The organism is Brevundimonas sp. KH_058 (genome assembly GCF_057838505.1).
This window is the reverse complement of sequence record NZ_CM174469.1, coordinates 3,172,383-3,191,986: the sequence shown is the minus strand read 5'-3', so window position 1 is coordinate 3,191,986 and position 19,604 is coordinate 3,172,383. Positions and strand designations below refer to the sequence as shown.

Annotated in this window: 18 protein-coding genes and 2 tRNA genes; 16 read left to right on the top strand and 4 right to left on the bottom strand. The window is 64.7% G+C overall.

Going from position 1 to position 19,604, the window contains the following annotated elements:
* Positions 1-44: 44 nt before the first annotated feature.
* Complete coding sequence (locus AC3ISA_RS15750) at positions 45-3,344, bottom strand: autotransporter outer membrane beta-barrel domain-containing protein (RefSeq protein WP_489178619.1); 3,300 nt, start codon at positions 3,342-3,344, stop codon at positions 45-47.
* A 311-nt stretch (positions 3,345-3,655) separates the two neighbouring features.
* Here AC3ISA_RS15750 and AC3ISA_RS15745 point away from each other — a divergent pair, with 311 nt between their 5' ends.
* Positions 3,656-4,906 carry a glycosyltransferase gene (locus AC3ISA_RS15745; protein ID WP_489178618.1) on the top strand — a complete coding sequence of 417 codons (1,251 nt, stop codon included), beginning with the start codon at positions 3,656-3,658 and terminating at the stop codon, positions 4,904-4,906.
* A gap of 97 nt (positions 4,907-5,003) precedes the next feature.
* Here AC3ISA_RS15745 and AC3ISA_RS15740 read toward each other — a convergent pair.
* The 3 genes from AC3ISA_RS15740 to AC3ISA_RS15730 all read right to left on the bottom strand — a co-directional run bounded on the left by AC3ISA_RS15740 (position 5,004) and on the right by AC3ISA_RS15730 (position 6,965).
* Positions 5,004-5,080 (bottom strand) — tRNA-Asp (locus AC3ISA_RS15740).
* Between the two features lie 80 nt (positions 5,081-5,160).
* Positions 5,161-5,237 (bottom strand) — tRNA-Asp (locus tag AC3ISA_RS15735).
* Positions 5,238-5,333: 96 nt separating this feature from the next.
* Positions 5,334-6,965 carry an AbgT family transporter gene (locus tag AC3ISA_RS15730; RefSeq protein WP_489178617.1) on the bottom strand — a complete coding sequence of 544 codons (1,632 nt, stop codon included), beginning with the start codon at positions 6,963-6,965 and terminating at the stop codon, positions 5,334-5,336.
* A 205-nt stretch (positions 6,966-7,170) separates the two neighbouring features.
* Between AC3ISA_RS15730 and AC3ISA_RS15725 the strand changes: the two genes are divergently transcribed.
* The 15 genes from AC3ISA_RS15725 to nuoL all read left to right on the top strand — a co-directional run bounded on the left by AC3ISA_RS15725 (position 7,171) and on the right by nuoL (position 19,604).
* On the top strand, positions 7,171-7,548 hold the full coding sequence (locus AC3ISA_RS15725) for an NADH-quinone oxidoreductase subunit A (RefSeq protein ID WP_463432840.1): 378 nt from the start codon (positions 7,171-7,173) through the stop codon (positions 7,546-7,548).
* Positions 7,518-8,147, top strand: a complete 630-nt coding sequence (locus AC3ISA_RS15720; RefSeq protein WP_372693886.1) for a NuoB/complex I 20 kDa subunit family protein — start codon at positions 7,518-7,520, stop codon at positions 8,145-8,147. The genes AC3ISA_RS15725 and AC3ISA_RS15720 overlap by 31 nt, the downstream gene beginning before the upstream one ends.
* Complete coding sequence (locus tag AC3ISA_RS15715; RefSeq protein WP_489178616.1) at positions 8,144-8,773, top strand: NADH-quinone oxidoreductase subunit C; 630 nt, start codon at positions 8,144-8,146, stop codon at positions 8,771-8,773. Before AC3ISA_RS15720 ends, AC3ISA_RS15715 begins: the two co-directional genes overlap by 4 nt.
* Before the next feature lie 83 nt (positions 8,774-8,856).
* The gene (locus AC3ISA_RS15710; RefSeq protein ID WP_159851760.1) at positions 8,857-10,035 is read left to right on the top strand and encodes an NADH-quinone oxidoreductase subunit D; all 1,179 of its coding nucleotides are present in this window, start codon (positions 8,857-8,859) and stop codon (positions 10,033-10,035) included.
* The gene (gene nuoE / locus AC3ISA_RS15705; RefSeq protein ID WP_489178615.1) at positions 10,032-10,709 is read left to right on the top strand and encodes an NADH-quinone oxidoreductase subunit NuoE; all 678 of its coding nucleotides are present in this window, start codon (positions 10,032-10,034) and stop codon (positions 10,707-10,709) included. The genes AC3ISA_RS15710 and nuoE overlap by 4 nt, the downstream gene beginning before the upstream one ends.
* Positions 10,709-10,972, top strand: coding sequence for a hypothetical protein (locus AC3ISA_RS15700; RefSeq protein ID WP_346495316.1), 264 nt, complete (start codon positions 10,709-10,711; stop codon positions 10,970-10,972). The genes nuoE and AC3ISA_RS15700 overlap by 1 nt, the downstream gene beginning before the upstream one ends.
* Before the next feature lie 5 nt (positions 10,973-10,977).
* The gene (nuoF, locus tag AC3ISA_RS15695; protein ID WP_489178614.1) at positions 10,978-12,291 is read left to right on the top strand and encodes an NADH-quinone oxidoreductase subunit NuoF; all 1,314 of its coding nucleotides are present in this window, start codon (positions 10,978-10,980) and stop codon (positions 12,289-12,291) included.
* The gene (locus AC3ISA_RS15690) at positions 12,291-12,689 is read left to right on the top strand and encodes a hypothetical protein (RefSeq protein ID WP_489178613.1); all 399 of its coding nucleotides are present in this window, start codon (positions 12,291-12,293) and stop codon (positions 12,687-12,689) included. Before nuoF ends, AC3ISA_RS15690 begins: the two co-directional genes overlap by 1 nt.
* On the top strand, positions 12,689-14,734 hold the full coding sequence (gene nuoG / locus AC3ISA_RS15685) for an NADH-quinone oxidoreductase subunit NuoG (protein WP_489178612.1): 2,046 nt from the start codon (positions 12,689-12,691) through the stop codon (positions 14,732-14,734). The genes AC3ISA_RS15690 and nuoG overlap by 1 nt, the downstream gene beginning before the upstream one ends.
* A 3-nt stretch (positions 14,735-14,737) precedes the next feature.
* Entirely contained in the window at positions 14,738-15,814 is a 1,077-nt protein-coding gene (gene nuoH / locus AC3ISA_RS15680; RefSeq protein WP_489178611.1) for an NADH-quinone oxidoreductase subunit NuoH, read from the top strand.
* Positions 15,814-16,005, top strand: a complete 192-nt coding sequence (locus AC3ISA_RS15675) for a hypothetical protein (RefSeq protein WP_489178610.1) — start codon at positions 15,814-15,816, stop codon at positions 16,003-16,005. Before nuoH ends, AC3ISA_RS15675 begins: the two co-directional genes overlap by 1 nt.
* Positions 16,005-16,496: an NADH-quinone oxidoreductase subunit NuoI gene (nuoI, locus tag AC3ISA_RS15670; RefSeq protein WP_159851118.1), complete on the top strand. Its 492-nt coding sequence runs from the start codon at positions 16,005-16,007 to the stop codon at positions 16,494-16,496. Before AC3ISA_RS15675 ends, nuoI begins: the two co-directional genes overlap by 1 nt.
* A 74-nt stretch (positions 16,497-16,570) precedes the next feature.
* Positions 16,571-17,197 (top strand): NADH-quinone oxidoreductase subunit J, encoded by a 627-nt coding sequence (locus AC3ISA_RS15665; RefSeq protein ID WP_489178609.1) that lies wholly within the window; start codon positions 16,571-16,573, stop codon positions 17,195-17,197.
* A complete protein-coding gene (nuoK, locus tag AC3ISA_RS15660) occupies positions 17,197-17,502 on the top strand; it encodes an NADH-quinone oxidoreductase subunit NuoK (RefSeq protein ID WP_017503985.1) in 306 nt (101 codons plus the stop codon). The genes AC3ISA_RS15665 and nuoK overlap by 1 nt, the downstream gene beginning before the upstream one ends.
* Before the next feature lie 2 nt (positions 17,503-17,504).
* On the top strand, positions 17,505-19,604 hold the full coding sequence (nuoL, locus tag AC3ISA_RS15655; protein ID WP_489178608.1) for an NADH-quinone oxidoreductase subunit L: 2,100 nt from the start codon (positions 17,505-17,507) through the stop codon (positions 19,602-19,604).

The following is a 19,604-nucleotide window of genomic DNA, read 5'->3' as shown; positions in this document are numbered from 1 at the left end:
CGGAGCGATCCTGCGGCCTTTCGTGTTTCTTGCTTTCACTTCGATCAGAAGCGGAAGCTGGCCCGCAGCAGCAGCGAGTAGCGGACATAGTCTTCCAGCAGTTCTGCGTCGCCGGTCAGCGACAGCATGCCCAGTTCGTTGCCCAGGTTCAGGCGGAAGCCCAGAATCGGCCCGCCGCCTTTGATGGCGTCCGGCGACAGTGTGAAGCCAGGGCCGCCGTTGGCGAAGCGGGCGATGGTGTCGCCGGCGTCCACCGAGATGTTCTGGCGATAGCCGATGCGCAGTTCTGGACGGACCCAGCCGTTACGCCCGAAGCCGTAGCCGATGTTCATCGCCGCCACAGCCGAGAAGATGTGGCTGTCGCGTGAATCGATATCGAGATCGAAGCCGTTGCCGCCGCCGCTCTCGCTGCGAGCGCCTTCGGACAACCTGAAGAATTCACTATAGATTTCTGGACGGATGTTCAGGTGGCCGAAGTTGCGCTCATAGGAGGCGCCGCCGGCGACCGCCGCCGTCCAGCCGTTCCAGTCGGACTTGTTGTTCAGATAGACGCCGCTTGCGACCAGAGAGCGTTTGGCCGTGAATGAGGCGTAGCCGCCGGCCGCACGGGCCCAGGTCGTCCAATATTGGCCTTGGGCACGCCAGTAGAGACCCAGTTCCAGCAGATTGGCGGACAGCACCTCTTCGGCCTCGGCCTCGGGATCCTTGATATCGGAGGAGGTGAAGGCCGCCGAGATGCCGATCGCGCCCAGGCCGGTGCCTTTTTCCACGCCGCCCGCGATGCCGAAGCCTTCCGAGCGGAAGCCGTAGGAATCGGTCTTGTTCTTGTCGGCGTAGAAGTTGATCTCCTGCACCCAGGCGCTGGTTTCGCCGGGCGCGGCGGCCGCATTGCGGCCGGTCAGGGCGCGCGTCACGGCATCGACGCCGGCCGACAGCGACATCAGCGGGCCGCCGGAGTGGTCGGGCAGCAGCTGCTCATAAGCGTCGATGAAGCCGTCTCGCGTCGTCTGCGACAGCAGCAGATTGCGGATGGTCTCGTTGGAACCCAGGGCCGTGTAAACGGCGTCGAAGGCGGACGCTTCGACCGGGATCAGGTTGGCTTCCGACGCCGTGCGACGACGTGCGTCCACATAGACGGTGTTCGTCGCCTGGCTCACGCCGCCTTCGACGACGTAGAGGTAGGGCGAGTTGCCTGACAGCAGGGTCTGGTTGATCTGGCCTGTGCTCAGCGTGCCCGCGGTGATGATGTTGAACCGTTGCGGCGCGGTCAGGAGCGACGTGAAACGGACGCCCAGGGTCGAACCGGTCGCCAGCGTCGCATTGCCGCTGACGTTGAAGCCGCCGGCGCGGTTGTTGGTCGGATCGATGTTGACCAGCAGCGTGCCTTCGGCGCCGATATTCAGGTTGGAGATCGCCGTGGCGCCGGTCTGGGTGGCGGCCAACGTGCCCTTGGAGACGTTGATGTCCAAAAGGCCGTCGCCGTTCCCGATCGCGCCGGACACGATAGCGCCGCCGCTGATGTTCAAACGGTCGGCGCCCGCGCCGAAGTCTATGTCGCCGTTGACGACGCCATTTTCGATGTTGAGCGTGTCGGCGCCCGAGCCGAGCTTGATTGCGCCTATGATGGCTGGTTCGCTCGCGTCCGGCACGCCGTCCTTGTCGGTATCGACCGCAGTGCTGCCCGAAGCGGCGGGGATGCCGTACTGGCGCAGGGTGACGCCGGTCGTGTTGGCCGACAAATCGATCGCCGTGACGGTTCCGTTCACCGGCGTGGTGTCGGTCGTGCTGGGCGTCAGCGAGCCGATGATCGAGCCGGCGTTGTTGAGCTGGGTCAGCGAGCCCGACTGGTCGCGGATGACTGTGGCCGAACCGTGGTTGCCGCCGAACGAGGCCACGAGGTTGCCGGTGTTGGTCAGGGAGCCGACATTCGCGCCGGCGCCGATCAGAATGCCGGTTGCGGTCTGGGTTCCGACGCCCGACGCGACGGCCTGGATATTGCCCGAGTTGTTGATCGTGGGGGCGGTGACGCCCGATCCGATCCATAGGCCGGTGGCGTTGGCGTCGACGGCGGTCGAGGCGATGCCGCCTTCGTTGCGAACGCCGCCGACCACGTTGACGGCTTGCCCTCCTGTGACGCCCAGCTGAACCGCGCGGGATTCGACGCCGGAATAGAGGCCGGAGCCGATGATGGCACCCCGGTTGATCAGGCCATAGGCCGCGTCGCCCGTGCCTACAGCGCCCAGGGTCACGGTGTTGGTGGCGGAGCCGATCAGAAGGGCCGGCGCGCCGCCGAGAGAGGTAATGGACGCGGCCGTTTCACTGGCGTCCGGGATGCCGTCGCCGTCACGGTCCGTATCGTCGCGGTTCTTCACGCCGTCGCCGTCGTCGTCCTCATCGCCGTTCTTGATGCTGTCGCCGTCGTCGTCGCCTTCGATGCCAGCGGCGGAATAGGCCAGGGCCTTGTCCAGCAGCACGCCGCCGGCGACGGTTGCGCCCACCCGCACGGCCGGGCCGCCCTGCAGCAGATCGTCCGAATCCAGTTCGTCCAGGAAAAGGGTCGTGGCGTTGTTGAAAGTTCCCGTCGCCGGCCGAACAGGGGGCGGGGTCGTATAACGGTAACCTGTGGCGACGACAGTGGAGTGAATCTTCAGCGCGCCGCCGACATTGCCTTCGACGGATACGCCAGTAGCGCCGGCGCCGATCGCCGAGATGGATCCAGCGAGATCAATGTTGCCGGAGATTGGGCCGGTCGTGCGGATCGCCGTGCTGTTTTCGCCGGTCACGCGCACCGTGCCCAAGCTTTGAAGCCTGCCATTCACCGCCGATTCGACCGACAGGCCGTAGGAGTTATTGCCTTCGACGGCGATCGCTCCTGTGCCTTCGACCAGGATATTGCCGGTGAAGGGCGAGGCGCCCGTGACCCGCACACCATAGCGGTTGGTCCCGGTGGCGAAGGGACCGTCAAGGTTGCCGTCGCCGTCGGTATCCTTGATGTCAGCCGTTTCGAGGGTGTCGTTGACTGTGATCGATCCGCCGAGGATGACAGAGCCGGTGTTGCCGCCGTTGACCAGAATGCCGGTCGAGCCGTCGGCCGACTTGTCCATGGTGATCAAACTGCCGCCGTCCAGATCGACAGTGTTGTTCGAATCTAGCGTGACGGCGGCGCCCGTGGCGACGGCGACGCTGCCGCCGCTGGCGATGCGGATGTTTTCAGCGGCCGTGCCCGTTGCGTTGGAGGTCTGGATCGGCGTCGTGCGGGCGGTCGAGATTACGATCTCGGCCTGGGCCCCGGCGGCGGCCAGCAAGGGAGCGATCGCTACGGCGGTCGCGAGCAGAATACGCATTCGGTAGAAACCCCTGGTGGTCACGCATCACGGTACAGCCGATCCCTTAGCAGGGTCCGCGCCAGCCTTCCAAGTTTATCGAATTTGAGGCGAATACAAGGCCGCAGCAGTTTGCGACCCTGCCTGTAAACGGACCCGTGTTCTGTGGTTTTCGAGCGTTGCGGTGGATACGGAAGGTTTTGCGGCGCGTCGCTCTTGAGCTTTGCCGCGACGGGGTTTACGGCCGTCGCAAGGTCTAAAGGCCGCGTCCCGGCGACGCATCCAACGAACCCCTTCGGCGTTCGACAGCCCAGACCAGGCGAGAACACCCCATGAGCATGACAGACCTCGACGTTCAGGAAAGCGAACTCCGACTGATTCCTGGGCTGGACGTGGAAGTCGCGGATACCTTGCGGGCCTTGAAGGCGGCGGCGATGGACGAGCGGCCGCGTCTGGTGGACACCACCATGCTGTACGCGCCGCGCTCGGGCGGGGTAAAACGTTACATCCTGTCCAAGAAGGCCTGGATCGAATCCAACCGACCGGGCGTCAGCCATTCGCTGATCGTGCCGGGCGCGCGGCACAAGGCGCGTGCCGACGGGATCGTGCAGTTGCGGGCGACCAAGCTACCGTTCGGCGACGGCTATCGCTGGCCCAGTTCGGTGAAACGATGGAGCGCCTGGGTCGCGGCGATGAAGCCGTCGATCATCGAGGCCGGCGATCCTTACACGCCGGGGCAGGGGGCGCTGGAGGCGGGCCAGCGGGTCGGATGCCCGGTCGTCGGCTTCTGCCACTCCGATCCTGCGGGGCTTGCCGCGCTGCATTTTGGCGAATGGGCCAAGAAGCCGGTCGAGAAACGTTGGGCCAAACTATTTTCCCAGTTCGATCGGGTGGTTTCGCCGAGCCGGTTCATCGCGCGGCGGCTTGAGGAGGCCGGCGTCGATAATATCGTCATCCGACCGCTAGGCGTTGAGATTGACACTTTCCGGCCGGAACGACGGGATCGCCAATGGCTGCTGAACAAGCTGGGCCTGGGCGATGACGCGCGGTTGCTATGTTTCGCCGGACGGCCGGCGAAGGAGAAGAACGTCGATGTGCTGATCGAGGCGGTCCAGAAGCTGGGCGCACCCTATCATCTGGTGCTGGTCGGCGCGGGCGCGGGGATGCCCGAGGAAGATCGCGTCATCTCCATGCCTTACGAGAGCGACCCCAAGGCCGTCGCCAAGATCATCGCCAGCTGCGACGCCTTCGTGCACGCCAACGACAAGGAGCCGTTTGGTCTGATCGTGCTGGAAGCCATGGCCTGCGGTCGCCCCGTGGTGGGGGTCAACGCAGGCGGTGTCGCCGAGACGGTCGACGAGAGCGTGGGGCAGTTGTCCGTCAGCGCCGACGCCGACGACTATGCCCAGGCGGTCGAGGCCTTGTTCGCGCGCGACATCGAGGCTATCGGTCGGGCGGCGCGCGAGAAGGCGGTCAGCCAGTTCGCCTGGAACCGCGTGTTCGAGGACCTGTGCATGGTCTATGGCGAACTGACGGGCGAGGCGGCCTTCGTGAACCCGGATACGGCGTTGCCGCTGCATTGATGGGGTCGTGCAGATGCACGGCGATCAGCGATTGAATGGGGCGCGTTTCCGAAGAACGGGGGCGCGCCACTTCTTTTATCTATGTCTGGAAAAGAAGTGGCGCGAGTGACGGGGCTCGAACCCGCGACCTCCGGCGTGACAGGCCGGCACTCTAACCAACTGAGCTACACCCGCGTATCAGGTCGAAACTTTTGAGCTGTTTCGAAAGCTTTTTGGGAAGGCGGTGTGCGCCACTCTTCTATTTCTAGAGAGAGTGGCGCGAGTGACGGGGCTCGAACCCGCGACCTCCGGCGTGACAGGCCGGCACTCTAACCAACTGAGCTACACCCGCGTTTCCCGGCCGAAGCGGCTGTGCGCCCCGGCGAGGGGCGTCGTTTAGGCGGGCTGACACATCGCGTCAAGCGACCTTTTCAGAGAAACGCGACCCTCAACGCGACGGGGCTGTGGACGGCGTGACGATCGCCGCCTGGGGTTGGCTGTGCGGGCCTGCCAAGCCGCCGCTGGTCGGCTCCTGAGCGGCCACGGCCGGGGCGGGCGGTTCATAGTGGACGCCGACGCCCGGCCCCAGCGGCAGGTCGAAGGCGACCCAGGCCGCCACCATGGCCAGACCGGCGATCAGGAAGGCCCCGGCATAGGGCAGCATTGTCGCCATCAGGGAGCCAAGGCCGAATCGTGGATCCCAGCGCTGGGCGAAGGTCAGGATCAGCGGGAAGTAGCTCATCAGCGGTGTGGCGATGTTGGTGACCGAATCGCCCATCCGATAGGCGGCCGTCGTCATCTCCGGCGAAATGCCCAGCAGCATGAACATGGGCACGACGATGGGCGCCAAGGCCGACCATTTGGCCGAGGCCGAGCCGATGAACAGGTCAAAGAAGCAGGAGACGAAGACGACGCAGATCAGCAGCAGAGGGGCGGGCAAGGCCAGGGTCTTCAGTCCGGCCGCCGCGTTCACCGCCAGGATCGGTCCGAGGCCCGACCAGTTGAACATGGCTACGAAGTGGGCGGCGAAGAAGGCGAGCACGATATAGGGCGCCAGCTGGGCGATGCCGTCGCGCATCATCGTCACCATGTCGCGGTGCGATTTTATCGTTCCAGATCCAGCGCCATAGGCCCCGCCGGTGACGAAGAAGGTGATGGCGAAGAAGGCGACCAGCGACTTGTAGAGCGGATTGAACTTCTGCTCCGGGTCGACCTCGGGATCGACGAACGGCGAGCCCGGTATGAAGGTCAGCATGGCCCACAGGCCGATCATGCCCAGAACCGCCAGGCCGGCGAACCGCAGGCCGCGCTTCTCGGCGGCGGTCAGCGGCTGTTTTTCCGAGGCGTTGGGGGCGGCGACGCCCTCGGCCGGCTTCCAGACGCCCAGGCGTGGCTCGATCACGCGATCCGTCAGGAACCAGACGATGGGGGTAAAGACGAACACCACCCCGACGATGAAGAACCAGTTGCCGGCGATGTTCACCGAATAGGACGGATCGATCAGTTGCGCGGCCGGTTCGGTGATGCCCAGGATCAGCGCATCGCTGGCGCCCGGGAACAGATTGCCGGCGTATCCGCCCGAGACGGCGGCGAAGCCTGCGGCGAGGCCGGCCAGCGGATTGCGGCCCGCCGCGGCGAAGATCACGGCCGCCAGGGGAATGACGACCACATAAGAAGCGTCCGACGCATGGTGGGACACCATGCCTGTGATCACCACGACCGGCGTCAGTATTGCGCGCGGCGCGTTCAGCAGGGCCCCGCGAATGGCGGTGGCGAACAAGCCCGTCCGTTCGGCGACCGATGCGCCGTAGATGATGGTGATGACGATCCCTAGCGGCGGGAAGTCGGCCAGGGTGCGCGGCATGCCGATGATCAGCTGCGCCAGGTTCTCGGGCGACAGCAGGCTCTTGGCGACCAACTGATCGCCGGTCACGGGATTGACGGCGGACCAGCCCATGCCCGCGCCGACCATGCTGAGGACGATCAGTCCGCCGATCAGCCAAAGGAACAGGAAGACGGGATCGGGCAGGCGATTCCCGATCCGCTCCACGGCGTTCAGGGCGCGGCTGGCTGCGCTCATTCGGATGACTTTCGGTTACATGATCAGGCTCGCAATAGGGCTTTGCGGACGTGTGGCGCGCAAGCGTCGGGCCTGCGACATATGGCGCGCCAACTTGCGATCCATTCTCAATGAAAAGCCAATGTCCGCAGGGGTTTGAACGGCGACGTTCTTGGGTCTAAGAAGCGCCGAATCCCGCCTCTCCCCGGCGGACGAGGTTCTTCGAATGAACGCATTCCTTCTCGAATATCTGCCCGTCGTCATCTTCGCCGGCGTGGCTGCCCTGATCGGTATTCTTTTCATCGTGCTGCCGCTGGTGCTGGCGCCGAAGAATCCCGACTCGGAAAAGCTGTCGGCTTATGAGTGCGGGTTCAACGCCTTCGATGACGCGCGCATGAAGTTCGACATCCGCTTCTATCTGGTGTCGATCCTGTTCATCATCTTCGACTTGGAAGTGGCCTTCCTGTTCCCGTGGGCGGTGTCGATGTTCGATCTGTCGCACGGCGGCATGATCTTCGCCTTCTGGTCGATGATGGTCTTCCTGGGCGTGCTGACCATCGGCTTCATATACGAATGGAAGAAGGGAGCCCTGGAATGGGAGTAGTCGCCGCTTCCACGCCGACGACCCTGGTCACGGCATCCGGCGCGCCGCTGGTTCCGGCCGGCGCCGCCGCGCGTTCGACCGTCGAGGGCTATGATCCCAAGGTCCACGACAAGTTTTTCGAGGCCGTGAACATGGAGCTCGGTGAGCGCGGCTATCTGGTCGCCGCCGCCGACGACGTCATCAACTGGGCGCGCACCGGCTCGCTGATGTGGATGACCTTCGGTCTGGCCTGCTGCGCCGTCGAGATGATCCAGATGTCGATGCCGCGTTTCGACGTCGAACGTTTCGGCATGGCGCCGCGCGCCAGCCCGCGTCAGTCGGACCTGATGATCGTCGCCGGCACCCTGACAAACAAGATGGCCCCGGCCATTCGCAAGGTCTACGACCAGATGCCCGACCCGCGCTACGTCGTGTCGATGGGCAGCTGCGCCAACGGCGGTGGCTACTACCACTACAGTTACAGCGTCGTGCGCGGTTGCGACCGCGTCGTGCCGGTGGACGTCTATGTGCCCGGCTGCCCGCCGACGGCCGAGGCGCTGCTTTACGGTCTGCTGCAACTGCAGAAGAAGATCCGTCGCACGGGGACCATCGACCGATGACCTCTCTGGCTGTTCAAGCCCAACACGAGGCCGTCCTAACGCCGCTGGGCGCCGAGATGGTCGGTGCGCTGGGTGTCGAGGCGCAGATCGCCTATGGCGAGCTGACGCTGGTCACGCCGCGCGAGCGGATCGTCGAGGTGCTGACGGCGCTGCGCGATCAGTTCGGCTTCCAGCAACTGCTGGACCTGTGCGGTGTGGACTATCCGGATCGCAAGGAGCGGTTCGAGGTCGTCTATCACCTGCTGTCGATGACCCGGAACGCGCGTCTGCGCGTCAAGGTGTCGACCGATGAGACCCAGCCCGTGCCAACGGCCATCTCGGCCTATCCGGCAGCCAACTGGTTCGAGCGCGAAGCCTACGACATGTACGGCGTGGTCTTTTCGGGCCATCCTGACATGCGCCGCCTGCTGACGGACTATGGTTTCGAGGGACATCCGCTTCGCAAGGACTTCCCGATGACGGGCTATGTCGAGGTCCGCTACGACGAGGAACAGCGCCGCGTGGTCTATGAGCCGGTCAAGCTGACGCAAGAGTTCCGCACGTTCGACTTCCTGTCGCCGTGGGAAGGCGCCGAATACCCCGCGCCGGTCCTGCCGGGCGACGAGAAGGCGGGAGGCCAGGCGTAATGGCTGACGGAAACCCCACCCTGCCGCTGGGCGTCGATGTGTTCGACGACGAACTCGACACGCGCACCGCCCACGCGCGCGACATGGAAGACCGCAAGTTCACCATCAACTTCGGTCCGCAACACCCGGCCGCGCACGGCGTGCTGCGCCTGGTGCTGGAGCTGGACGGCGAGATCGTCGAGCGCGTCGATCCGCACATCGGCCTGCTGCACCGCGGCACCGAGAAGCTGATGGAGGCGCGCACCTACCTCCAGAACGTGCCGTATCTGGATCGTCTCGACTACGTCGCGCCGATGAACCAGGAGCATGCCTTCTGCCTGGCCATCGAGAAGCTGTTGGGCATCGAGGTTCCGTACCGGGCGCAGCTGATCCGCGTCCTGTATTCGGAAATCGGCCGTATCCTGTCGCACATGCTGAACGTGACGACCCAGGCCATGGACGTCGGCGCCCTGACGCCGCCGCTCTGGGGCTTCGAGGAACGCGAAAAGCTGATGGTGTTCTACGAGCGCGCCTGCGGCGCCCGTCTGCACGCCAACTACTTCCGTCCGGGCGGCGTCCACCAGGACCTGCCTATGGATCTGATCGACGACATCGGCCGCTGGTGCCACGAGTTCCCGCCGGCGCTGAAGGACATCGAAAGCCTGGTCACCGAGAACCGCATCTTCAAGCAGCGCAACGTCGACATCGGCGTGGTGTCCAAGGAACAGGCCCTGGAGTGGGGCTTCACCGGCGTGATGCTGCGTGGATCGAACATCGCCTGGGACCTGCGCAAGTCGCAGCCCTATGAGTGCTATGCCGAGCTGGAGTTCGACATCGTCGTCGGCAAGAACGGCGACTGCTGGGACCGTTATCTGGTGCGCATCGAAGAGATGAAGCAGTCGGTGCGGATCATGGAACAGTGCATCCATAAACTGCGCAACTGCCCCGGCGAGCCGGTGATGATCGAGGACAACAAGATCGTTCCGCCGCGTCGTGGCGAGATGAAGCGTTCGATGGAATCCCTGATCCATCACTTCAAGTTGTACACCGAGGGCTTCAAGACGCCCGAGGGCGAGGTCTATGCCTCGGTCGAGGCGCCCAAGGGTGAGTTCGGCATCTATCTGGTGTCGGACGGCACCAACAAACCCTATCGCGTGAAGATCTCGGCGCCGGGCTTCCGCTCGCTGCAGGCGATGGACTGGATGAACCGCGGCCACCAGCTGGCCGACGTGTCCGCCATCCTCGGCTCGCTCGACATCGTTTTCGGAGAAGTGGACCGATGAGCGTTCGTCGTCTCGCCAAGGAACAGCCCGCCTCGTTCGCCTTTACGGCCGACACGACGGCCAAGGCCGAATGGTGGATCAAGAAATACCCGGAAAGCCGTCGCCAGTCGGCGGTGATCCCGGTCCTGTGGCTGGTGCAGAAGCAGGAAGGCTGGGTCTCCGAGCCCGCCATCCGCGCCGTCGGCGAACTGCTGGGCATGCCCTTTATCCGGGTGCTGGAGGTCGCGACCTTCTATACGATGTTCATGCTGGAGCCGGTCGGCAAGACCGCGCTGATCCAGGTGTGCGGCACGACGCCGTGCATGCTGCGCGGCGCCAATGAGCTGATGAAGGTCTGCAAGGAAAAGATCGGTCCCAAGGATCATCTGTCCGTCGACGGCCGCTTCACCTGGCAGGAAGTCGAATGTTTGGGCGCCTGTTCCAACGCGCCGATGGCCCAGATCAATGACTATTATTTCGAAGACCTGACGCCCGAGACCATCGGTCAGATCATCGACGATTTCGCCGCCGGCAAGACACCGAAGCCTGGCTCCTATGCCGGTCGCATTACGTCGGAACCGGCGGGTGGCGCCAAGACGCTGCTGGACGCCGCGCTTTACGACGGCTCGGCCGCCAAGCCGATCAAGAAGTTGCCGAACAGCGACCCGGCTCCGGTCGAGAAGGCGCCGGCCTGATGTCGCCGCCTGATCTGAGCACCGACGAAGGCCGCGCGGCCTATCGCAAGGAACTGCGCAATGTCGGGCGTCCGCTGCGCGCGGGCGGACTGGCCATGGTCGTCGGCGCCGCCGTGCTGATCCTGATGTCGCGTCAGGGCGCGGTCGGACCGTGGGCGGTCAATCTCTCCTACTTCATGCTGGCGGCGGGCTGGGTGATGGTCATTGCGGCCATCTGGATGCGCACCCGCCACCACAAGCGCCGTCTGGCGGAAGGACTCTGAGGGCCATGATCGGCATTCTCGAAGACAAGGATCGCATCTTCACCAACCTGTACGGCTTCCAGGACTGGACGCTGGACGGGGCGAAGAACCGCGGCGCCTGGAACGCCACCAAGGACATGCTGGACCTTGGGCGCGACTGGATCATCAACAACGTCAAGGCCTCGGGTCTGCGCGGCCGTGGCGGTGCGGGCTTCTCGACCGGCCTGAAGTGGTCGTTCATGCCCAAGGAAGTGAAGGATCGTCCTCACTACCTGGTCATCAACGCCGACGAATCCGAGCCCGCGACCTGCAAGGACCGCGAGATCATGCGTCATGATCCGCACCTGCTGATCGAAGGCGCGCTGATCGCCAGCTTCGCGATGCAGGCCCATGCCTGCTACATCTACTTGCGCGGCGAATACGTGCTGGAGCGCGAGCGCATGGAAGCCGCCGTCAAGCAGGCCTACGAAGGCAAGCTGATCGGCAAGGACAATGTCCACGGCTGGGATTTCGACGTCTACATCCATCACGGCGCCGGCGCCTATATCTGCGGCGAAGAGACGGCCCTGCTGGAATCGCTGGAAGGCAAGAAGGGCCAGCCGCGCCTGAAGCCGCCGTTCCCGGCCGGCGCGGGCCTGTACGGCTGCCCGACCACGGTGAACAACGTCGAGTCGATCGCCGTCGTCGGCACCATCCTGCGTCGCGGCGCCGACTGGTTCGCCAGCTTCGGTCGTCCGAACAACACCGGCACCAAGCTGATGTCCCTGTCGGGCCATGTGAACACGCCGTGCGTGGTCGAAGAGGCCATGTCGATCCCGCTGCGTCAGCTGATCGAGGATCACGGCGGCGGCGTTCGCGGCGGCTGGGGCAATCTGAAGGCCATCATCCCTGGCGGCGCGTCCTGCCCGGTCATCACGCGCGAACAGGCCGAGACGGTCCTGATGGACTTCGATTCCATGCGCGAGGTTCGCTCGTCGCTGGGCACCGCCGGCGTGACCGTCATGGACGAGTCCACCGACATCGTGAAGGCGATCGCCCGCATCAGCTACTTCTTCAAGCACGAGAGCTGCGGCCAGTGCACGCCGTGCCGCGAAGGCACCGGCTGGATGTGGCGCGTGCTGGAGCGGATGGCTCTGGGCGAGGCCGATCCGTCGGAAATCGACCTGCTGCTGGACGTCGCCGGCCAGGTCGAGGGCCACACCATCTGCGCCCTGGGCGACGCCGCCGCCTGGCCTGTGCAGGGCCTGATCCGTCACTTCCGTCACGAGATCGAAGAGCGGATCGCCACCTACCGCAGCCGCCGCGCGAATTTCGCCGGCCACGCCATCGCTGCGGAGTGATGATGCGCCAAGTCGCCGCCTTTCTGCTGATCCTGCCGACCCTCGCCGCCTGCGGCGAGGCGGACAAGGCTGCGCCTGAGGCTCCGACCGCTCCCGCCGCTGCCACGGCGTCGATGGCCGATGTCGCGCCTGTCGCGATCGCAGCGGCTCCGGCGAACCTCGAAGCGGCTTGCCGCGACGTGGTGAACCGCATGTATGGCCAGGAAGGCGACGCCGTCGCCTTCACCGCCACCAACGAACGCACGGCCCAGGTGTCGTGGCGCGCGCCGGTGGATGGTGGCAGGCTGGAATTCGAATGCCGGGCGGATGCTGACGGCGCGGGCCTGTTCCGCGACGGCCAGTCTATGTCCGTTGATGTACAAATGGCGGCTCCCGCCGCCAAGCAAGAGGCTCGCTGATGCCTATCGCCAAGGTCAACGGCGTCGAAACCGAGTTCGAGCCCGGCATGACCGTGCTCCAGGTCGCCGAACGCGCGGGGCAGGAGATTCCGCGTTTCTGCTACCACGAACGCCTGTCCATCGCCGGCAACTGTCGCATGTGCCTGGTCGAGGTGAAGCCTGGACCGCCCAAGCCGCAGGCTTCGTGCGCGCTTCCGGCCGCCGAAGGTCAGGAAATCTTCACCGACACGCCGATGGTCAAAAAGGCCCGCGAAGGGGTGATGGAGTTCCTGCTCATCAACCACCCGCTGGATTGCCCGATCTGCGACCAGGGCGGCGAGTGCGACCTGCAGGACCAGGCCATGGGCTATGGCCGCGACGGGTCTCGCTATGCCGAGAACAAGCGCGCGGTCGAAGAAAAGGTCATGGGTCCGACGATCAAGACCTTCATGACGCGCTGCATCCAGTGCACGCGTTGCGTCCGCTTCATCACCGAAGTCGCCGGCGTGCCGGACATCGGCATGATCTCGCGCGGTGAGGACGCCGAGATCACGACCTATCTGGAGAAGTCGGTCGCCTCGGAACTGTCGGGCAACGTCAACGACCTTTGCCCGGTCGGCGCCCTGACGCACCGTCCGTGGCAGTACCACTATCGTCCGTGGGAACTGAAGAAGACCGAGACCATCGACGTCATGGACGCCCTGGGCTCGAACATCCGCGCCGACTTCCGTGGCTCCGAGGTGATGCGCGTCCTGCCGCGCGTCAACGAGGGCATCAACGAAGAGTGGCTGTCGGACAAGAGCCGCTATGTCGTCGACGGCCTGACCGCGCGTCGTCTGGACCGCCCGTGGATTCGCGAGAACGGCAAGCTGCGCGCCGCATCGTGGAACGAAGCGCTGGACGCCGTCGCCGCCAAGCTGAAGGCCGCCCCGGCCGACCGTATCGGCGTGATCGCCGGCGATCTGCAGGACGCCGAGTCGATGAAGGCGACGCTGGACCTGTTCCGCGCCCTGGGCTCGAACAACACCGACTGCCGCCAGGACGGCGCCGCCCTGGGTTATGGCCCGCGCGAAGGCTGGCTGTTCAACACCGGCCTGGAAGGCATTGAAAAGGCTGACGCCATCCTGATCGTGGGTGTGAACCCGCGCATCGAGGCGCCGCTGCTGAATGCGCGTCTGCGCAAGAGCTGGATCAAGGGCGACGTCGAGATCGGCGTCATCGGCGAACAGGCCGACCTGACCTTCGACTACGCCTATCTGGGCGCCGGTTCGCAGACCCTGGGCAAGCTGCCCAAGTCGGCGCTGGACTTCCTGACCAAGGCCGAGCGTCCGGCGATCATCGTCGGTTCCGGCGCGCTGAACGGGGAGGGCGGCCCGGCCGTCCTGAACGCCCTGGGCGCCTTGGCGAAAAAGGTCGGCGTCGTGACCGACAGCTGGAACGGCTTCAACGTCCTGCACCACGCCGCGTCGCGCGTCGCCGGTCTGGACATGGGCTTTGTGCCCGCTGAAGGCGGCCTGACGGTCGCCGAGATGCTGAAGCCGGACGCGTTGGACGTGCTGTTCCTGCTGGGCGCCGACGAGGTCGATCCGACCGGCTCGAACGCCTTCCGCGTCTATCTGGGCAGCCACGGCGATCGCGGGGCGCATGGCGCCGACGTCATCCTGCCGGGCGCCGCCTACACCGAGAAGTCGGGCCTGTACGTCAACACCGAGGGCCGGGTGCAGATGGCCGAACGCGTCGTCTTCCCCAAGGGCGAGGCCAAGGAAGACTGGGCCATCATCCGCGCCCTGTCGGCTCGCGTCGATCAGACCCTGCCTTACGACACGCTGGAGCAACTGCGCGCCAAGCTGATGGGCGATCATCCGACCTTCGGCCGGATCGACTATCTGCCGGCGCCGGCGTCTTTCGACGTTGCGGCTCTGGGCGCCAAGGGTGATTTGGGTGACCGGGTGTTCGCCTCGGCGATCACCGACCCCTATCTTTCCAATCCGATAGCGCGCGCCAGCGCGACGATGGCCGAGCTGTCCGCCCTGCGGATCGCCCCGGTCGCAATGGCGGCGGAGTAAGCCATGGACCCCGTTTCCTTCTGGGCCACGCCTCTGGGCTGGACGCTGATCACCGTCGGTCAGGTCCTGCTGATCACGGTCGGCGTGCTGATCGCCGTCGCCTTCCTGCTGCTGGCTGACCGCAAGGTCTGGGCCGGGGTGCAGATGCGCAAGGGTCCGAACGTCGTCGGCCCCTTTGGTCTGCTTCAATCCTTCGCGGACATGATCAAGTTCGTGCTGAAGGAGGTCGTGATCCCGGCCGGCGCGGACAAGGCGGTCTTCATCATCGCCCCGATCATCACCGTCATCCTGGCCTTCATGGCCTGGGCGGTCATTCCGTTTGCGCCTGGCTGGGTGGTGTCGGACCTGAACGTCGGCATCCTGTACATCTTCGCGGTCTCGTCGCTGGGCGTCTACGGCATCATCATGGGCGGCTGGGCTTCGAACTCGAAGTATCCATTCCTGGGCTCGCTGCGTTCGGCGGCACAGATGGTGTCCTATGAAGTCTCGCTGGGCCTGATCATCATCAATGTGATCCTGCTGGCCGGGACGATGAACCTGTCGGAGATCGTCGCCAGCCAGAGCGGTTACGCTTGGAATTGGTATGCCTTCGGAGGCGGCAAGGACACCTGGCCGCTGGTCGTGATCCTGTTCCCGATGTCGATCATCTTCTTCATCTCGGCCCTGGCCGAGACCAACCGCCCCCCGTTCGACCTCCCCGAGGCCGAGTCCGAACTGGTCGCCGGTTATCAGGTCGAATACAGCTCGACCCCGTACCTGCTGTTCATGATGGGCGAGTACGTCAACATCGTCTTCATGTCGGCGATGATCAGCCTGCTGTTCTTCGGCGGCTGGAACCCTGGTTTCCTGTCGCAGTCCTTCCTCGACAGCCTGCCGGCCTGGATCGCCTATACGATCTATCTGCTGACCTTCATGGCCAAGACGGTCTTCTGGTTCGTCTGCATCTCGATGGTGAAGGCCTTCGTTCCGCGCTATCGCTATGACCAACTGATGCGCCTGGGCTGGAAGATCTTCCTGCCGACCTCGCTGGTGGCGGTCGTGATCGTCTCGGCGTGGCGCGTGTTCGTGGTGGGATCGTGATGAAGGGTCTTGTCATCGCTTTCGGCCTGCTGACCGTGACGGGCGCCTGCGCGCCCGATAATTCGCGCATGCCCGAGTCGAGCTATCAGTGGCAGCAACGCCAGGACCGCATCGAACAGGACTGGCGCGCTAGCCAGCCCGCTCCCCAGACCGCCCCCAAGACGACGCCCGCCCCCAAGGATAAGCCCTGATGTTCACCCGTATCGTCCAGGCGACCAAGGGCGCGATGATGCTGGACGTCATCGGCGCCATCGGCCTGTCGCTGAAATACATGGCGCGGCCGAAGATGACTGTGAACTATCCGTTCGAGCGGAACCCGCAGTCGCCTCGCTTCCGTGGCGAACACGTGCTGCGTCGCTACGCCAACGGCGAGGAACGCTGCATCGCCTGCAAGCTGTGCGAAGCCATCTGCCCGGCCCAGGCCATCACCATCGAGGCCGAACCGCGCGCCGACGGCAGCCGCCGCACGACCCGCTACGACATCGACATGGTCAAATGCATCTACTGCGGCCTGTGCCAGGAGGCCTGCCCGGTGGACGCCATCGTCGAGGGGCCCAACTCCGAATTCGCCGTCGAGACGCGCGAGGAGCTGCTCTACGACAAGCAACGCCTACTCGATAACGGCGACCGCTGGGAACGGCAGATCGCCAAGAATCTGGAACTCGACGCGCCTTACCGCTAAGGCGCTTCTCGCTTGAACGGGCCGACGATTCCCAAATGGGGTCGCGGCCGATACGAAAGGGGCTTCGTCCCGACATGCTGCAAGGCATAGCCTTCTATCTGCTGGCGGCGGTCGCCACGGTTTCCGGCCTTCTGGTCGTGACCGCGCGCAATCCCGTGCACAGCGTGCTGTGGTTGATCCTGGCCTTCTTCTCGTCGGCCGGTCTGTTCGTCCTGCTCGGCGCCGAATTCCTGGCGATGCTGCTGGTCGTCGTCTATGTCGGCGCGGTCGCGGTGCTGTTCCTGTTCGTCGTCATGATGCTGGACGTGGACTTCCTGAAGCTGCGCGAAGGCTACGCGCGCTATCTGCCGCTGGGGGCGATCGTCGCCGCCGTGCTGCTGGTCGAGATGATCATCGTCTCGGTCGCCGTGGTTCAGGGCGGGGCGGCGGCGGGCCTGCCGGGGCCGGGCGCGCCGGATGCCAGCGTCACCAATGTCGAGGCCATCGGTCGCGTGCTCTACACGGACTACGTCTACTTCTTCCAGGCGGCCGGGATCGTGCTGCTGATCGCGATGATCGGCGCCATCACCCTGACGCTGCGCCACAAGCCGCACATCAAACGCCAGAACCCCGGCGATCAGGTGAACCGCGACCGCCGCAAGTCGGTCGAGATCAAGCCCGCCGCAACGGGCGAGGGCGTCAGCGCCGAGGAGCTTCTCTGATGATCGGTCTGACCCACTATCTGACGGTCGCCGCGATCCTGTTCACCATCGGGGTGTTCGGCATCTTCGTGAACCGCAAGAACGTCATCATCATCCTGATGTCGATCGAACTGATCCTGCTGGCGGTGAACATCAACTTCGTCGCCTTCTCGACCTATCTGAACGAGATCAGCGGGCAGATCATGGCGATGTTCGTCCTGACCGTCGCTGCGGCCGAGGCCGCAGTCGGCCTGGCGATCCTGGTGACCTTCTTCCGTAACCGCGGCGACATCGCCGTGGACGACGCCTCCGTGATGAAGGGCTGAGCGTGACTTTCCATACCCTCGTCATTCTCGGGATATTCGCCCCGCTGCTGGGTGCGGCCATTGTCGGCTTCTTCGGTCGCCGGCTTGGCGACATCCCGTCGCAGGCCATCACGACCGGTCTGCTGTTCTTCTCGTGCGCCGTCGCCTGGACGGTGTTCGGGCAATGGACCTGGGGCCATCTGGAGCCCTTCACCATCCGCCTGGCGCCCTTCATCAATGTGGGCGACTTCCAGTCGGCCTGGTCGATCCGCATCGACGCCCTGTCGGCGACCATGCTGATCGTGGTCACCAGCGTGTCCTCGCTGGTCCACCTGTATTCCTGGGGCTACATGTCCGAGGACGACAGCCGTCCGCGCTTCTTCGCCTATCTGTCGCTGTTCACCTTCATGATGCTGGCGCTGGTGACGGCCGCCGACTTCATGCAGATCTTCTTCGGTTGGGAAGGCGTGGGCCTGGCGTCCTATCTGCTGATCGGCTTCTGGTTCAAGAAACCGACGGCCAGCGCCGCCGCCATCAAGGCCTTCGTCGTCAACCGCGTCGGCGACTTCGGCTTCGTCCTGGGCATCATCACGATCTTCTGGATGTACGGCACGATCGAGTTCTCGGAACTGTTCCCGATAGTCGCCACCAAGGCGAACACGACGTGGGAGTTCCTGGGCGTCCAATGGTCCGCGTTGGATCTGGCGGGCTTCCTGCTGTTCATCGGCGCCATGGGCAAGTCGGCCCAGTTCTTCCTGCACACCTGGCTGCCGGACGCGATGGAAGGCCCGACGCCTGTGTCGGCCCTGATCCACGCGGCGACCATGGTCACGGCCGGCGTCTATATGGTCTGCCTGCTGTCGCCGATCTATGAGTATGCGCCGGGCGCGTCGCAGATCATCGCCATCATCGGCGCGATCACGGCCCTGTTCGCCGCGACGGTCGGTCTGACCCAGAACGACATCAAGCGGGTCATCGCCTATTCGACCTGTTCGCAGCTGGGCTACATGTTCTTCGCGGCCGGCGTCGGCGCCTATCAGGCGGCCATGTTCCACCTGTTCACGCACGCCTTCTTCAAGGCTCTGCTGTTCCTGGGCGCCGGTTCGGTGATCCACGGCATGCATCACGAGCAGGACATGCGGAAGATGGGCGGCTTGTGGAAGCTGCTGCCGGTCACCTACGCGGTGATGACCATCGGCACCATCGCCATCACCGGCCTGGGCATCCCCGGCGTCGGCGGCTTCGCCGGCTTCTATTCCAAGGACTCGATCATCGAGAGCGCCTACGCCTCGGCCGCCAACGGCCACAGCGCGATCGGCCTGTTCGCCTTCTTCGTCGGCATCATCGCCGCCGGTCTGACGGCCTACTATTCGTGGCGCCTGGTCTTCATGACCTTCCACAACAAGCCTGTGTGGAAGGAAGAGGGCGATGCGCATCACGCCGCCCATCACGGGGATGATCACGCCTCGCACACTCAGCTGGAGACGCACTCCGAGCCGGTCAGCGATCACCATGACGATCACGCGCAAGACGACCACGGTCATCACGGCCCGCTTAAGCCGCACGAGAGCCCGTGGGTGATGCTGGTTCCACTGATTCTGCTGTCGGTCGGCGCCGTCGCCGCCGGTTTCGTCTTCGCGCCACACTTCATCGGCCACCACCAGGCCGAGTTCTGGCGCGGAGCCATCTTCGTCGGTGAAAACAACCACGTCCTGCACGACAGCCACTCGGTGCCGACCTGGGTGAAGTGGTCGCCGCTGATCCTGACCCTGACCGGCACGGCCTTCGCCTACTGGATCTATGTCGCTCGTGAGGGCATGGGCCGTCGCATGGCCGAGCGGGACGGCGTCATCTACCGCTTCCTCTACAACAAGTGGTACTTCGACGAGCTGTACGACATTGTCTTCGTGCGCGGCTTCAAGGCCATCGGCGATTTCTTCTGGAAGATATTCGACGTGAAGATCATCGACGGTCTCGGCCCGAACGGCGCCGCCTGGGTGTCGCTGAAATCCGCCGCTCGACTGGCCAAGATCCAGTCAGGCTATGTCTATCACTATGCCTTCGTGATGCTGCTGGGGGTCGCCGGTCTGCTCACCTTCGCCATCCTCGCGTGGGGAGCCTGA